Genomic DNA, 15,320 nt, shown 5'->3' with positions numbered 1-15,320 from the left:
CCGCCTCGTGCAGGTGGATCCAGGGTCGCAGGACGGCTGGGTCACCAGCCGGCTCGACCTGCTCGTCAACTGGGCGCGCGCCGGCTCGTTGTGGCCCATGCCCTTCGGCACCGCCTGCTGCGCCATCGAATTCATGTCCACCGCGGCGAGTCGTTTTGACCTGTCGCGCTTCGGCATGGAGCGCCTCGCGTACTCGCCGCGCCAGGCGGACGTGCTCATCTGCGCCGGCCGCGTGCCGCTCAAGCTCGCGCCCGTCCTGCGTCGCATCTACCAGCAGATGCCGCAGCCCAAGTGGGTCATCTCCATGGGCGCCTGCGCCTCCACCGGCGGCATGTTCGACAACTACGCCGTGGTGCAGGGGATCGACACCATCATTCCCGTCGACGTCTACGTGCCCGGCTGCCCGCCGCGCCCGGAAGCGCTGATGCACGGCATCATGATGCTGCAGAAGAAGGTCATGCAGGAGCGGCTGCGCGATAGCGCGCGCCACGTGGAGATCGAGCCCGACCCGTCGAGCCAGCTCTACATTCCGCCGTCACGCATCGACGAGCTGTCCGAACCGTTCGGCAACTCGGTGCATCAGACCCGGTCGGCGCCGTGACCGTTCCCGTACCGGCCGCCGCCACCACGCCGACCCCCGCAGCAGCGGCGGCGCTGACCTCCGCGAGCATCATCCCGCCGCACACCGGCGGTGACGAGAATCCCAGCGCGGCCGCTCTGCGCGCGCAGTTCGGCAGCGCCATCACGCGCGTCGAAGTCATCTGGGGCGATACGGTGGTCTTCGTGGCCCGGGAATCGCTGCATGCCGTCGTGCGCTGGCTGCACGACGTGGAGCAGTACGATTACCTCGTGGACGTGACGGCGGTGGAGTACCGCACGCCGGAGCGCCCGATCGAAGTCGTATGGCATCTGCGCGCACTGGCGCGCCGGCGCTTCCTGCGCCTCAAGGTCGAGCTCCCCAAGCGCGGCCCGCTCAGCGTGGCCAGCGTGATCGACATCTACAGTGGGGCCGATTGGCTCGAGCGCGAGTGCTTCGACATGTTCGGCGTCACGTTCGAGGGGCATCCCGATCTGCGCCGGCTCCTCATGTGGGAGGGGTACCGCGAAGGGCATCCGCTGCGGAAGGATTTCCCGCTGCGCGGGCGCTTTTCGCGCGCGGAGCAGCTCAAGCAGACCCTCGCCGCGGAACCGGAAGCGCGCTACTCGATGAACGAGTTGAGCATCGCCGAGGCGTACGATCAGCTGCCGGCGGACATGAAGGAGCGGCTGTCGCATCGCGGCGAAGCCGGCCATCGCTCGGAGGGTGAGTGACATGACGGCCCCTCGGCGAACGATCGAAGTCGCGCTCGGGACGAGCGGCGTGGATGCACAGGGCCAGCCCCTGCGGGCGCCGCTGGTGGCGCAGGGCGGTGCCGCGGTGGCCCTCGAGGCCCCGATGGCCCACACGCCCGAGCCTGAGCTCGACGCCGATCACATGCTCATCAACATCGGCCCGCAGCACCCGGCCACGCACGGCGTGCTGCGGTTGGTGCTCGAGCTCGATGGCGAAACCGTCGTACGCTGCATTCCGCACATCGGCTATCTGCACTGCGGCTTCGAAAAGATCGGCGAGTATCGCCAGTACAACCAGATCATTCCCTGGACGGATCGCGAAGACTATCTCAACTCGCCGGGGAACAACGTCGCGTTCGTGCTGGGCGCCGAACGGCTGTTCGGCGTCGGGATGACCGAGCGCACGAAGGTGCTGCGCGTCATCCTCTGCGAGCTCTCGCGCATCATCTCGCACCTCGTCTGGCTCGGGACCACGTCGGTCGACATCGGCGCGTTCACGCCCTTCCTCTGGTTGTATCAGGAACGCGAGAACGTGTACAACCTGCTCGAAGGGTGGGTCGGCGCACGGCTCACCACGACGGCCACGCGGGTGGGCGGCATGGCGGCCGACATCCCGGATGGCTGGATGGATGGGCTCAAGGCCTTCGTCCGCAACTTCCCCAAGACGCTGGAAGAAGCGGTGCGGATGCTCGAAACCAATGGCATCTGGGCCGGCCGTACGGTTGGCCTCGGTGCCCTCGGACCGGCCGACGCGATCAACGCCGGGCTGTCGGGCCCGATGCTGCGCGCCTCGGGCGTGCCGTACGATGTGCGCAAGGATGTCCCGTACCTCGACTACGAGACCTACGACTTTGACGTGCCCGTCGGCACGCAGGGCGATGTGTACGACCGCTTCCTCGTCCGGGTCGAGGAGATGCGGCAAAGCGTGCGCATTCTCGAGCAGGCCATCCAGCGGCTCCCCGATGGCCCGGTGAACATCAACGACCCGCGGCTCATCCTGCCGCCCAAGCACAAGGCGACGAGCGAGATGGAATCGATGATCCATCACTTCAAGCTCGTCATGGAAGGGCCGCGGCCGCCGGTGGGCGAGTGCTACGTGCCCGTCGAAAGCCCCAAGGGCGAGAAGGGCTACTACTTCGTCTCCGACGGCTCGTCCAAGCCGGTGCGGTGGCGCATCCGCCCGCCGTCGTTCGTGAACCTGAGCGCGATCCCGAAGATGGTGGAGGGACACCTCCTCTCCGACGTGATCGCCATCAACGCCAGCATTGATATCGTGATGGGAGAGATCGACCGGTGAGCCACGGCCCCTCCGCCAGCGGCGGCGCCCTCGTGGCCGCCCCACCGCACGGGCATCACCACGACGAACCGCATGAGCCGGTCTTCGTCGGCGCGGCGCGCGCGCAGCTCGACACGATTCTCTCACGCTACCCCACCAAGCAGGCCGCGCTGCTCCCGGCGCTCTGGATGCTGCAGGACGCGCGCGGCTGGGTGAGCGAGAAGGGGATCGAAGAGATCGCCCAGTGTCTCGAGATCACGCCGGCGTACATCAAGGGCGTCGTGAGCTTCTACACGATGTACCATCAGCACCCGGTTGGGCGTCACTTCATCCAGGTGTGCACCACCACGCCCTGCAACGTGTGCGGCGCCGAAGACGTGGTGAAGAGCTTCCTGGAACACACCGGCTGCGGCGATCTGGGGCTCACCAGCGCCGACGGCAAGTACACGGTGATCGAGGTCGAGTGCCTCGGCGCGTGCGGCTTTGCCACGCCGGTCATGATCAACAACGATTTCATCGAGTCCGTGACACCCGAGTCGGTGCCGCGGATTCTGTCGGAGCTGAAGTAATGGGCTACCCGCATCCGTCGCATCCGCGGGAAACGCCGATCCTGTCGAAGTACTTCGGCGACGCCGGCGCGCGCACGCTCGAGGGCTGGCGCCAGCGCGGTGGCTACGAAGCACTCGAGAAGGCGCTCGCCACCGATCCGCAGGAACTGCAGACGATCGTGAAGGACTCCGGGCTCCGCGGCCGTGGCGGGGCCGGGTTCCCGACGGGCATGAAGTGGTCGTTCATGAAGCCCGACGGCAAGATCCACTACATGCTCTGCAACGCCGACGAGTCGGAGCCGGGCACGTTCAAGGATCGGGAGATCATGCGCTGGACGCCGCATGGCCTCGTCGAGGGCGTCGCGCTCGCCGCGCATGCGATCTACGCCGAGACGGCGTACATCTACATCCGCGGCGAGTTCACCGAGCCGTACGCGCGGGTCACCAAGGCCGTCGAGGAAGCGTACGCCGCCGGCGTGCTGGGCCCCAACGCAATGGGGAGCGGCAAACGCGTGGATGTGCATGTGCACCGCGGCGCCGGCGCGTACATCTGCGGCGAGGAAACGGCGCTCATGAACTCGCTCGAAGGGCGCCGCGGTAATCCACGCATCAAGCCGCCGTTCCCGGCCGTTGCCGGACTCTTCGGCAAGCCCACGACGATCAACAACGTCGAGACGCTCACGACGGTCCCGTACATCATCAAGAACGGCGCCGAGTGGTACAAGCAGTTCGGCCGCCCCGACAATCCGAAGAGCATCGGCACCAAGCTCTTCAGCGTCTGCGGGAACATCAGCCGCCCCGGCAACTACGAAGTCGCCCTCGGCTTCCCGTTCAAGGACTTCCTGTACGACCTCTGTGGCGGTCCGCTGCCGGGGCGTGAGATCAAGGCCGTGATCCCCGGCGGATCGTCAGTCCCGATCCTCACCCGTGAGGAAGCCGAGAACGCGATCATGGACTACGAGGGCATGGTGGCCGCCGGCACGATGCTCGGATCCGGCGGCGCCATCGTGTTCGACGATCGGCAGGACATGGTGCGCCAGATCGCGCGCCTCACGCGCTTCTATGCGCATGAGAGCTGCGCGCAGTGCTCGCAGTGCCGTGAGGGGACGGCGTGGACCACCCGCATCCTCGATCGCATCGTGGCCGGGCAGGGCACGGCCGAAGATCTCGACACGCTGCTGTCGATTGCCGACAACATGAGCGGCAAGACGATCTGCGTGCTCAGTGATTCCTGCGCGACACCGGTAGTGTCGGGCATCAAGAAGTTCCGTCACGAGTTCGAGGCGAAGATCGCCATGAACCGCGGCATGGTCACCGTACCCGGGGCGTTCCGCGCCCCGGCCGCGTGAGGCGTTGATGGCAGACGTAAAGTTGGTGAACTGCACGATCGAAGGACGCCCGGTCACCGTCCCCGATGGCACCTCGATTCTCGAGGCCGCGAAGACGGCGGGCGTGCTCATCCCGCACTACTGCTACCATCCGGGGCTTCCGGTGGCCGGCGTGTGCCGCATGTGCCTCGTCGAAGTCGAGAAGTTTCCGAAGCTCGCGCCCGCCTGCGCCACCACGGTGGGCGAGGGCCAGGTCGTGCACGTGCACTCGGCCAAGGCGCAGGAAGCGCGCAAGGGCGTGCTGGAGTTTCTGCTGATCAACCATCCGCTCGACTGCCCGATCTGCGATCAGGCCGGCGAGTGCGAGCTGCAGGACTACACCTTTGCCGAAGGGCGTGCGGACTCCCGGTATCGTGAGCCCAAGCGGTTCAATCCGGTGGAGGATTTTGGCGGCGACGTGCTGTACGTGCAGAACCGCTGCATCCTCTGCACGCGCTGTGTGCGCTTCATGAGCGACGTCGCGCAGGATCCGGTGCTGAACGTGTCCGAGCGCGGGGATCGCGCCTTCATCGGCAAGGCCGAGGGGCATGACCTCACGAATCCGTGGGCCGGGAACGTGATCGATCTCTGCCCGGTGGGTGCGCTGCTCTCCAAGGACTTCCTGAACCGCGCGCGCGCGTGGGAGCTCGATCGGGCGCCCACCGTGTGCACCGGCTGCAGCCAGGGGTGCAACGCGGTCGCCGAGACGCGCGACAACGTCGCGGTGCGCCTCAAGCCGCGCCCGAACGAGGCGGTGAATCACTACTACATGTGCGAAGTCGGGCGCCTGAGCTATCGCGACTTCAACCGACGCGATCGCGTGGAGCAGCCGCTCGTGCGCGTGGGCGCCTCGCTGCAGATCACCGATTGGGAGGATGCCATCGCCGCGGCGGCGCGCACGCTGCAGGGATCGCGCGTGGTCGTGCTGGCGTCGCCCAATCTCTCGAACGAAGCGCTGTTCCTGCTCGAGCGCGTCATCACCACGGTGGGCGGGCAGGGGGCATTCCGCGTCGAGCGTGGTGAGGCGTTCCCGCTCCCCGGCGTGCCCGATCTGGCCCTGCGCGAGGAGCGCGCCGCGAATGCCACCGGGGCCCGCGCGCTGGGCTTCGTGGAGGTCGCCTCCGCGGCGGCGGCGCTGCGTGACGGCGACGTGCTGCTGGTGGCGGGGGATGCCCTGACCGAGCACGATGCCGACGCGCTCGCGCGCGCCAGTGCCGTCGTGGCGCTCGGCACCGTGCTGCCCGCGGCGCTCGCCGCCAAGGCGGCCGTGGTCCTGCCGATCACGAACACCTTGGAAGAAGAAGGCACGTTCACCAACCTGCGCGGCCGCGTGCAACGCTTCCTGCAGGCCAAGACGGCGCCCGGCATCGCCCGGCCGAGTTGGTACGTGCTGGCGGATCTCTTCGCGGCGATCGGTGGCGACGCGCGCTTCTTCCTGCCGCAGGAGGTCTTCGCGGCCCTCGCGGCCACGCACGCGCCGTTCGCGGGGCTCGACTACGAGGGGCTCGGTCTGCGCGGGCTCCCCGTCCTGCAGGAACCGGCCACGCCGGCATCCGGAGTGACGGCATGAGCACGCTATCGGTGCTGCCGGCGCTCGACCTCGCCCGCTGGTTCCCGCTGGCGGATTCGCAGAAGGCGCCGGAAGCCATCGGGACCTTCGTCCTCGCGAGCGCGGTGAAGATGCTCATCGTCTTTGCCGTCGTGCTGGTCTCGGTGGCGTTGCTGACGCTCGCCGAGCGCAAGATCGCGGCCTGGATTCAGGATCGGCGAGGCCCCAACCGGCTCGGCCCGGGTGGCATCCTGCAACCGGTGGCCGATGGTCTCAAGAACTTCATGAAGGAAGAGACCAACCCGGCCTTCGCCGACAAGGTCCTCTTCATCCTCGCGCCGGCACTCGCCTTCGTGCCGGCCCTCGTCACCTGGGCGGTGCTACCGATCGCCGCGCCGCTCCCGACGCCGTGGGGCCTCATCGACATGGCGGTCGCGCCGTTGCCGGTGGGGTTCCTGTTTACCCTCGCGATCTCGTCGCTCGGGGTGTACGGCATCGTACTCGCCGGGTGGAGCTCCAACAACAAGTACGCCCTGCTCGGCGGCCTGCGCTCGAGTGCGCAGATGATTTCGTACGAGATCGCCATGGGCATGTCCACGATTCCCGTGCTGCTGCTCGCCGGCAACGTCTCGCTGTCGGCTATCGTGCAGCAGCAGGCGAGCATGGGCTGGAACATCCTGTCGCTCACCGTGGCCTGGTTCACGTTTCTGGTCGCGGCCTTTGCGGAGACCAATCGCCTCCCGTTCGACCTCCCCGAAGCCGAATCGGAACTCGTGGCCGGCTACCACACGGAATACTCGGGGATGAAGTTCGCGATGTTCTTCATCGCCGAGTATGCGAACATGATCACCGTGAGCGGGATGACGGCCACGCTCTTTCTAGGTGGCTGGGATCTGCCGTTCACGCAGTGGGACAACATCCCGCCGTTCACGGTCGTGAAGACGGTCGTGACGCTGCTGGCCTTTGCCGCCAAGGTGGGGGCCTTCCTGTTCCTCTTCATGTGGATTCGCTGGACGCTCCCGCGGTTCCGCTATGACCAACTCATGTCGCTGGGGTGGAGCATCATGCTGCCGCTGGCGCTCTTCTATATCGTGCTCATCGCGGGGGCCACGCTCGCGCTCGACGCGATGGGGGTGGCCCGCGGGCCGCTCTTCTCGCTCGCGCTCCTCGGGCTCAACGTGGTGGTGATCACCGTGCTGCTGCGCTGGCTCGATCGCGGGAAGCTCATCAGCCCCGCCAGCGCGCGCGTCGGGGCCACCGATCTGGCCCGGATGCGTGCCCGCGGGCTCGACGTCGCACGGAAACAACTGGCCACCGGAACGCCGGGTGCCATCGAGGGAGGCCACTGATGGCGATCGGCGTCAAGGTCATGGAGCGGCCACTCGAGCGCGTGAGCTACGTCCGCTCCACGCTCAAGGGCATGGCGGTCACCTTCAAGCACCTGGTGGACCCGCACAAGGTCACCATGGAGTATCCCGAGACCAAGTGGGATCTCTCGCCGCGGTGGCGCGGCACGCACCGCATGCTCACCACCGAGGATGGCAAGGCCAAGTGTGTGGCCTGCGGCCTCTGTCCGACCGTGTGCCCGGCCAACTGCATCAAGCTCACCCCCGGTGAGGACGAGCAGGGGAACCGGTATCCGCTCGTGTTCGAGATCGACGAGTTCCGCTGCATCTTCTGCGGCTACTGCCAGGAAGTCTGCCCGGAGGAGGCCATTCATGTCGGTCGCCACTACGAGAACGCCGAGTACGATCGGGCGAGCTTCATCTACGATCTCGAGCGCCTGACCAGCCAGACCCACCCGGTCAGCGAGCTCTGGGACCCCGCCGATCCGAAGGGCGAATGAACGGCTTCTACCAGTTCCAGTTCTACTTCTTCGCGCTGCTCGCCATCGTGAGCGCGCTGCTGTTCGTGACGCGCAAGAACCCCGTGCCGGCCGCGCTCTGGTTGGTGAACGTGATGTTTGCACTCGCCGGGCTGTACGTCATGCTGGATGCGCCGTTCGTGGGCGCCGTCCAGGTGCTCGTGTACGCCGGGGCGATCATGGTGGTGTTCGTGTTCGTGGTCATGCTGCTCAATCTCGGACGCGACGGCATCTCGGATCTGCGCGGGCTCCCGGCACGGCTCGGCGCCGGCTTCGTGGGGCTCGCGCTGCTCGCCAACCTGCTGGTCGTGCGGCGGGAGTCGCTCCCGACGCTGCCGCTGGCCGCCCCGAGCGAGAACGTCGTGGAGCCGGTCGCGGCCTCGCTGTTCACGGATTACCTCGTCGCCTTCGAACTGACCAGCCTCGTGTTGCTGGTGGCCGTCGTCGGCGCCGTTCTCCTTGCCAAGCGGAAGGCGCAGGCATGATCAACGACGCGCTGATCGTTTCGGCGATCCTCTTCGTGATCGGCGTGATGGGGGTACTCACCCGCCGGAACGCGATCATCCTCTTCATGTGCGCCGAGCTGATGCTCAACGCCGTGAACCTGAGCTTCGTGGCGCTCGCGAAGCTCCACAACGTCACCGGGCACGTCTTTGTCGTGATGGTCATGACCATCGCGGCTGCGGAAGCGGCCGTGGGGCTCGCGATCATCATTTCGATCTTCCGCCACTTCGGTACGGTGGACCTGTCGAACCTCCGGACGCTCCGCGGATGATCCCGAAGCTGCTGCCCTTCGTCGTCTTCCTCCCGCTGATCGGCTTCCTGATCAACGGCGCGATCGCCCTGTTCGGTCGCGGCGAGAAGGGGACGGCCCGCCATCCGCTCGTCACCGTGATCGGCCCGGGCGTCGTGATCGGTGCGTTCGCCCTCGCCGTCGCGCTCTTCATGCGCATGCGCGTCGCCTTCGGTGACCCGGTCATCGTGTCGCTGGGCGACTGGATGCCGATGGCCGAGTTCAACATCGCGTGGACGCTGCAGCTCGATCAGCTGAGCATGGTGATGCTCCTGGTCATCACCGGCGTCGGCTCGCTCATCCATCTCTTCTCCGTCGGGTACATGCGCGACGACGCGGGCTACGCGCGCTACTTCGCGTATCTCAACCTGTTCGTCGCGTTCATGCTCGTCCTGGTGCTGGGCGCCAACTACCCGGTGATGTTCCTGGGATGGGAGGGCGTCGGCCTGGCGTCGTACCTGCTCATCGGGTTCTGGTTTGGCGAGCGCGCCAATGCCGAAGCCGGACGCAAGGCGTTCATCGTGAATCGCATCGGCGACTTCGGCCTGCTGATGGCGATGTTCCTCATCTACTCGGCCAACCAGCATCTCGACTTCGTCACCTCGCACTACAACGTCGGGCAGCTGGTGAACCACCCGATGTCGTATACGATCGCGATGTTCCTGCTGCTCGGCTGCGTGGGCAAGAGCGCGCAGATCCCGCTGTACATCTGGCTCCCCGACGCCATGGCCGGCCCGACGCCGGTGTCGGCGCTGATCCATGCGGCCACGATGGTCACGGCGGGCGTGTACATGGTGACGCGCGCCTCGCCGATCTTTGCGGCGGCGCCGAACGCGTCGCTGGTGGTCGTGCTGGTGGGCGCGGTCACGGCGCTCTATGCCGCGACCATTGCGCTCCGGCAGTGGGATATCAAGAAGGTGCTGGCGTACTCCACCGTCTCGCAGCTCGGCTACATGTTCGTGGCCGTTGGCTCGGGCGCCTACACGGCGGGCGTGTTCCACCTGGTCACGCACGCCTTCTTCAAGGCGCTGCTCTTCCTGGGCGCGGGCTCGGTGATTCACGCCATGCATCACGCGTATCATCACACGCATCGCGACGGCGAGGATGCGCAGGACATGCGCAACATGGGCGGCCTCGCGCGCTTCATGCCGGCCACGGCCGGTGCGATGACCCTGGCCACGCTCGCCATCGCGGGCGTGCCGCCGCTGGCCGGGTTTTTCTCGAAGGACGAGATCCTGTCGTCGGTCTTCGCCCGCGCCGGGGGCTCCGCGTTGGCGAGCGGGTCGCTGCTGGGGATCCCCGGCAGCACCGTGTTGTACGCGGCGTACGGCATGGGCATTCTCACGGCGCTGCTCACCGCCATCTACATGACGCGGTTGGTGCTGCTCACCTTCTTCGGCAGCAACCGCACCGGTGAAGCGGAGCGGGGGGCCTTGCACGAGGCGCCGCTCATCATGACGGTCCCGGTGCTGCTCCTCGGGGTGCTGACGCTGGGTGGGGGCTGGCTCAATCTCCCCGAACTCCTCCCCTGGGGACGGGTCGGCGTACTCGAGCACTGGCTCGCACCAGTGGTCGCCGGCGCGGCGACCCGGCTCGCGCCGGCGCAGCCAGTGGCCCATGGCACGGAACTCCTGCTCGTGGGCATCGCGACCGGCACGGCCCTGCTCGGCATCGTCGTCGCCCTCGTGCTGTACCGGAAGCCGCTCGAGGACAAGGCGCACTCCCCGGAAGACACGAGCCTGCTCGCCCGCGCCTACGGTGTGGACGCGGCCGTGCAGGCGGGCGTGGTCCGACCGGTGGCCTGGTTCTCCGACACGGTGCTCGCTCGCGGGATCGATCGCTTCATTGACGCCACGTTCACAGCGGTCGGTGCGCTGTTCCGTGGGGTCTCGTCGCTCTTTGGCAGGCAGGTGCAGGATGGCGATGTGGGCAAGTATGCCTGGCTGCTGGCCGGCGGTGCGATCGTGCTGATCGCCGCCCTCACGCTGGCGGGGCACTGATGCGCACCGCCTTGCTCTCCATGGGCGCGCAGCATTGGGTGCTGCTGGCGCTGCTGGTGTGGCCCGTAATCGCCGCCGTGATGGTTCGCCTGCTGGGTCGCGACGTGTCGCGCGACGAATCCGGCGCCGAAGCCCCGAGCGGCGGCCCCGATGCCCGTGTCCTCACCCTGGGCGCGCTCATCGTGGAGGCGCTCCTCGGCCTCGTGCTCTTCACGCTCTTCGACGCCGCGAAGAAGGGATGGCAGGCGCGCATCGACCTGCCGTGGCTGTCCGATCTTGGCGCGTCGATCAGTCTTGGCGTGGACGGGCTCTCCATGCCGCTCGTCGTGGTGACGGTGGTGCTGCTGCCGATCACGCTGCTGGGTGCGTGGAACAACGTCCGGGTGCGCACTCCGGCGTTCGGGGCGCTGGCCTTGTTGCTCACGAGTGGTCTGGTCGGCGTCTTCGTCGCACTCGATCTGCTGGTCTTCTATCTCGCGTGGGAGCTCATGCTGATCCCCACGTACCTGCTGGTGGGGGTGTGGAGCACCGCCGGTCGCTCGCGGGCAGCGCTGCGCTACGTGCTGTTCACGCTGGTGGGATCGCTGCTGATGCTGGTGGCGATCATCACGCTCTGGAATCTGGGTGGCGCCAACAGCTTTGGCTGGGATCACCTCGCCCTGCAGACACTCACGCCGCGGACGCAGCTCTTCCTCGCGCTGGCGTTTCTCTCGGCGTTCGCCGTGAAGTCAGCGCTCGTGCCGTTCCATACGTGGTTGCCCGATGCGCAGGAGGCCGCGCCCACCTTCGCGGCCGTCACGATCGGCTTCAAGGTCGGGGCGTACGGCATTCTCCGCTTCGTGCTGCCGTTCTTCCCGGCGGGCCTCGCGTGGGCGCCCTTGCGGAACACCCTGCTGGTGTTGTCACTCATCGGCATCCTGTACGGCGCGTTCGTCGCGCTCGCGCAGCGCGATCTCAAGCGGGTGATCTCCTACAGCTCGATCAGCCACCTGGGCTTCATCATGCTGGGCGCGGTGGCGTTCACCGGCCCCGGCCTCGAAGGCGCGGCGATGAGCATCGTGAACAGCAGTCTGACCACGTGCGCCCTCTTCCTGCTCGCCGGGATGCTCGAGGATCGCACGGGCAGCACCGAGCTGTCGCAGTTCGGCGGCATCGCCGCCCGTGCCCCGTTCTTCGGCCTGGCGCTGACCGTCGCCATGCTCGCGACGATCGGATTGCCGGGGACGAGCGGGTTCGTGGCCGAATGGATCGTGCTCTTCGGCGCCTTCCAGACGAAGCCCACCCACACGCTCATTGCGACGGCCGGCGTGGTCATCGCCGCCGCCTATGGGTTGCGGGCGGTCCAGCAGCTTCTCTTTGGTCCGGCCGGTGCCCGCACCGCGTCCATGACGGATTGTTCGGGACGTGAGCGTGTCGCGCTCGGTCTGGTGCTCGCCGCCATCGTGGCGCTGGGCATCGCGCCGGCGCCGGTGCTGCGTCCGTTGGCCCTCGGCACCAACACGGTGCTCGAGGCGGTGCAGTTCGGTCCGAACGCACCGTATGCGTCTCCCTCGATGTCGGTGAATCGATGAGCGACCTCGTGTCCGCCGGCGCGCTCCTGCGCGCCCTCGCGCCCGAGATGCTGCTGAGCGCCGGAGCCATGCTCATGCTGCTCCTGGCCGTGTGGCGGCCCGCGGTCGCGCGGGTCGATCTCGCCGAGGGCGGGGAACGCACCGGCACCATGGTGCAGATCGGCCTCGCGCTGTGCCTCTTTGCCGCGGTCGTGGTCGGGATTTCGTGGGGCGACAACGCCCCCGGCACCGCGGACCTGCGGCTCGCCGGTGACGGCTTCCGCTGGGCCATGGACCTCGTGATCCTCGCCGGCACCGCCGCCACGCTCGGGCTCATGGAGGCCGACCATCGGCGCAGTGGCGCGTATGCGCCCGAGGCGCCGGTGCTGGTCCTGCTCGCCGCCGTGGGGATGATGGTGCTGGCCGCCGCGCGCGATCTGATGTTCATCTTCCTCGGCATCGAGTTGATGTCGCTGGCGATCTACGTGCTCGCGGGGCTCAATCGCCGCAGCGCGCGCGGCGCGGAAGCGGCCATCAAGTACTTCCTGCTCGGCGCCGTGTCGACCGGCTTCCTGCTGTATGGCATGGCCCTGTTGTACGGTGCCACCGGCAGCACGCGGCTGGTGGATATCGCCGAGTGGATCACGGCCCATCCGGACCTCTCGCCGCTCCTGGTGCTTGGCACGGCGCTCTTGCTCGTCGGGCTCGCGTTCAAGGTGGCGGCGGCCCCGTTCCATCTCTGGACCCCCGACGTCTACGAAGGCGCGCCGCTTCCCATCGCGGCATTCATGTCGGCGACGGTCAAGACCGCCGCGTTCGCGGCGTTCGCGCGCGTGATGATCGAAGCGCTGGCCGCCGCGTCGCCACGCTGGCACCTCGGCGTCTGGTGGCTCGCCGCGATCACCATGATCGTCGGCAACGTGCTCGCCCTCTCGCAGCGGCAGGTGGTGCGCATGCTCGCCTATTCGAGCATCGCCCATGCCGGCTATCTGCTGGTTGCGGTGCTCGTCGGCGCCGAAGCCGGCACGGCCGCCATCGTCTTCTATGCGGTGTCGTATACGCTGGCCACGATGGGCGCCTTTGCGGTGCTCGTCACGGTGAGCAATGGTCGCGACCTGTCGCTCACGATCGATGACATCGCGGGCCTGTGGATGGTGCGGCCATGGCTCGCGAGCGCGATGGCGGTGTTCCTGCTCGCGCTGCTCGGCATGCCGCTCGTGGGTGGCATGGGCTTCTTCGCGAAGTGGTACATCCTGCAGGCGGCGCTGCAGGCGTCGTCGCCGCAGACGATCCTCTCGGTCATTCTGGTGGTGACCAGTGCGATCTCGGCGGGCTACTACCTGGTCCTGATCTCGGCGATGTTCATGCGGCCGCGTCCCGAGGGGCAGCCGCTGCCCACCACGGCCCCGATTCTCCGCGCGATCATCAGCGTGGCTGCCGTGACCCTGCTGGTGCTGGGGCTCTATCCCACGCCGCTGGTGCAGGTGGCCCGTCAGGCCTCCACCTCCTCCCCGCGCGCCCCCTCGACCGACGGGCCCAACGGTGGCAGGATTCGCTTGCAGACGGCGGCGACCCCCGGCGCCCCGTAGGAATGACCCGGTCCCGGCGGCAATCGTCTCTCCGGGACCCTTCCAATTCCTTCCCATGTCGATCAGCCAGACCATTTTCCGGCAGTATGACGTTCGCGGTATCGTGGGCCAGGACCTCACCGATGAGGTGGCCTACGGCCTTGGCCGCGCCTATGCGGCCCTCCTCGCCCAGCGCGGGATCAGCGGCGCCGTGGCGGTGGGTCGAGACAATCGCCCCAGCGGCACCGCGCTGCGCGACGCGCTCGTCCGCGGTCTGACCGAAAGCGGCGTGGATGTGGTGGATGTGGGGGTCGTCCCCACGCCGCTCCTCTACTGGTCGTTGCATCACGAGCCGGTGGTCGGCGGCATTCAGATCACGGGCTCCCACAACCCGCCTGAGTACAACGGGTTCAAGATGTGTCTCGGTACCGGGTCGCTGCACGGCGCCGATATCCAGACGCTGTATCAGTACATCGTCGCCGGCGTCTTCCCGAGCGGGCAGGGGCACGTGCGGCATGTCGAGGTGATCGATCGGTACGTCGCCGACATCGCCCAGAAGATCGGCCCGCTCCGCCACGCCGACGGCACGCCGCTCAAGGTGGTCTATGACTGCGGCAACGGCGCCGGTGCGCTCGTCGCCCCGCAGCTGATGCAAGCGCTCGGCGTGGAGGGCATCGGCCTCTTCACCGAAAGCGACGGCACGTTTCCCAATCATCACCCCGATCCGACGGTCCCCGAGAACCTCGAGGACTGCATCGCCGCGGTGAAGCAGCACGGCGCCGAAATCGGCGTGGCCTTCGACGGCGACGCCGACCGCATCGGCGTCGTGGATGCGTCGGGACGGATCATCTGGGGCGATCATATCCTGCTGCTCTACGCGCGGGATGTGCTCGCGCGCACCGGCACGGGACAGCCGATCATCTTCGACGTGAAGTGCTCGCAGGCACTCATGGACGGCATCGCCGCGGCGGGCGGTCAGGCGGTGATGTGGAAGACCGGACACTCCCTCATCAAGGACAAGATGAAGGAGACGCATGCGCCCATCGCCGGTGAAATGTCGGGGCACATGTTCTTCACCGAAGGCTTCTATGGGCACGATGACGCGCTGTACGCCGCAGCGCGCCTGCTGCGGATCATCGCCGATGCCGGTCAGCGGATTGATGAACTGCTCGCCGACGTGCCGCCGTTCGTGAGCACGCCGGAGATTCGCATCGATACCGACGAAGCCACGAAGTTCGCGATCATGAGCAAGGCCGTCCCGCACTTCAAGGGGCTCTACGACGTGATCGATGTCGACGGCGTTCGCGTGCTCTTCGGCGACGGCTGGGGCCTGTTCCGCGCCTCGAACACGCAGCCGGTGATCGTCGCGCGCTACGAGGCACGCACGCCGGAGCGGCTCGCCGAGATTCGCGGCATCATGGAAGCGTGGTTGCGCGAGCAGGGCGTCACCCCCTGACGCCCCACACGCAGCGC

14 protein-coding genes are annotated in these 15,320 nt (G+C 67.5%); all 14 read left to right on the top strand.

Going from position 1 to position 15,320, the window contains the following annotated elements; all coding sequences use genetic code 11:
* Nucleotides 1-13: 13 nt before the first annotated feature.
* The 14 genes from K2R93_04315 (at nucleotide 14) to K2R93_04250 (ending at nucleotide 15,303) form a co-directional block, all read left to right on the top strand.
* Nucleotides 14-601, top strand: a complete 588-nt coding sequence (locus K2R93_04315; protein MBY0489043.1) for an NADH-quinone oxidoreductase subunit B — start codon at nucleotides 14-16, stop codon at nucleotides 599-601.
* Nucleotides 598-1,311, top strand: a complete 714-nt coding sequence (locus K2R93_04310; protein ID MBY0489042.1) for an NADH-quinone oxidoreductase subunit C — start codon at nucleotides 598-600, stop codon at nucleotides 1,309-1,311. The genes K2R93_04315 and K2R93_04310 overlap by 4 nt, the downstream gene beginning before the upstream one ends.
* A 124-nt stretch (nucleotides 1,312-1,435) precedes the next feature.
* A complete protein-coding gene (nuoD, locus tag K2R93_04305; GenBank protein ID MBY0489041.1) occupies nucleotides 1,436-2,629 on the top strand; it encodes an NADH dehydrogenase (quinone) subunit D in 1,194 nt (397 codons plus the stop codon).
* Entirely contained in the window at nucleotides 2,626-3,177 is a 552-nt protein-coding gene (locus tag K2R93_04300; GenBank protein ID MBY0489040.1) for an NAD(P)H-dependent oxidoreductase subunit E, read from the top strand. Before nuoD ends, K2R93_04300 begins: the two co-directional genes overlap by 4 nt.
* Complete coding sequence (gene nuoF, locus K2R93_04295) at nucleotides 3,177-4,505, top strand: NADH-quinone oxidoreductase subunit NuoF (GenBank protein MBY0489039.1); 1,329 nt, start codon at nucleotides 3,177-3,179, stop codon at nucleotides 4,503-4,505. The genes K2R93_04300 and nuoF overlap by 1 nt, the downstream gene beginning before the upstream one ends.
* A gap of 7 nt (nucleotides 4,506-4,512) precedes the next feature.
* A complete protein-coding gene (locus K2R93_04290) occupies nucleotides 4,513-6,093 on the top strand; it encodes a (2Fe-2S)-binding protein (GenBank protein ID MBY0489038.1) in 1,581 nt (526 codons plus the stop codon).
* Complete coding sequence (gene nuoH, locus K2R93_04285; protein ID MBY0489037.1) at nucleotides 6,090-7,421, top strand: NADH-quinone oxidoreductase subunit NuoH; 1,332 nt, start codon at nucleotides 6,090-6,092, stop codon at nucleotides 7,419-7,421. Before K2R93_04290 ends, nuoH begins: the two co-directional genes overlap by 4 nt.
* Nucleotides 7,422-7,462: 41 nt before the next feature.
* Nucleotides 7,463-7,918, top strand: coding sequence for an NADH-quinone oxidoreductase subunit I (locus tag K2R93_04280; GenBank protein MBY0489036.1), 456 nt, complete (start codon nucleotides 7,463-7,465; stop codon nucleotides 7,916-7,918).
* The gene (locus K2R93_04275; GenBank protein MBY0489035.1) at nucleotides 7,915-8,421 is read left to right on the top strand and encodes an NADH-quinone oxidoreductase subunit J; all 507 of its coding nucleotides are present in this window, start codon (nucleotides 7,915-7,917) and stop codon (nucleotides 8,419-8,421) included. Before K2R93_04280 ends, K2R93_04275 begins: the two co-directional genes overlap by 4 nt.
* Entirely contained in the window at nucleotides 8,418-8,711 is a 294-nt protein-coding gene (gene nuoK / locus K2R93_04270) for an NADH-quinone oxidoreductase subunit NuoK (GenBank protein MBY0489034.1), read from the top strand. Before K2R93_04275 ends, nuoK begins: the two co-directional genes overlap by 4 nt.
* The gene (gene nuoL, locus K2R93_04265; protein ID MBY0489033.1) at nucleotides 8,708-10,729 is read left to right on the top strand and encodes an NADH-quinone oxidoreductase subunit L; all 2,022 of its coding nucleotides are present in this window, start codon (nucleotides 8,708-8,710) and stop codon (nucleotides 10,727-10,729) included. The genes nuoK and nuoL overlap by 4 nt, the downstream gene beginning before the upstream one ends.
* Nucleotides 10,729-12,300, top strand: a complete 1,572-nt coding sequence (locus K2R93_04260; protein MBY0489032.1) for an NADH-quinone oxidoreductase subunit M — start codon at nucleotides 10,729-10,731, stop codon at nucleotides 12,298-12,300. The genes nuoL and K2R93_04260 overlap by 1 nt, the downstream gene beginning before the upstream one ends.
* Nucleotides 12,297-13,868, top strand: a complete 1,572-nt coding sequence (locus K2R93_04255) for an NADH-quinone oxidoreductase subunit N (protein ID MBY0489031.1) — start codon at nucleotides 12,297-12,299, stop codon at nucleotides 13,866-13,868. The genes K2R93_04260 and K2R93_04255 overlap by 4 nt, the downstream gene beginning before the upstream one ends.
* Before the next feature lie 55 nt (nucleotides 13,869-13,923).
* On the top strand, nucleotides 13,924-15,303 hold the full coding sequence (locus K2R93_04250; GenBank protein MBY0489030.1) for a phosphomannomutase/phosphoglucomutase: 1,380 nt from the start codon (nucleotides 13,924-13,926) through the stop codon (nucleotides 15,301-15,303).
* The last annotated feature ends 17 nt before the right edge of the window (nucleotides 15,304-15,320 follow it).

Source organism: Gemmatimonadaceae bacterium (assembly GCA_019752115.1).
GTDB lineage: Bacteria > Gemmatimonadota > Gemmatimonadetes > Gemmatimonadales > Gemmatimonadaceae > Gemmatimonas.
The sequence above is the reverse complement of the archived record's forward strand: the minus strand, read 5'-3'. Positions and strand labels throughout refer to the sequence as shown.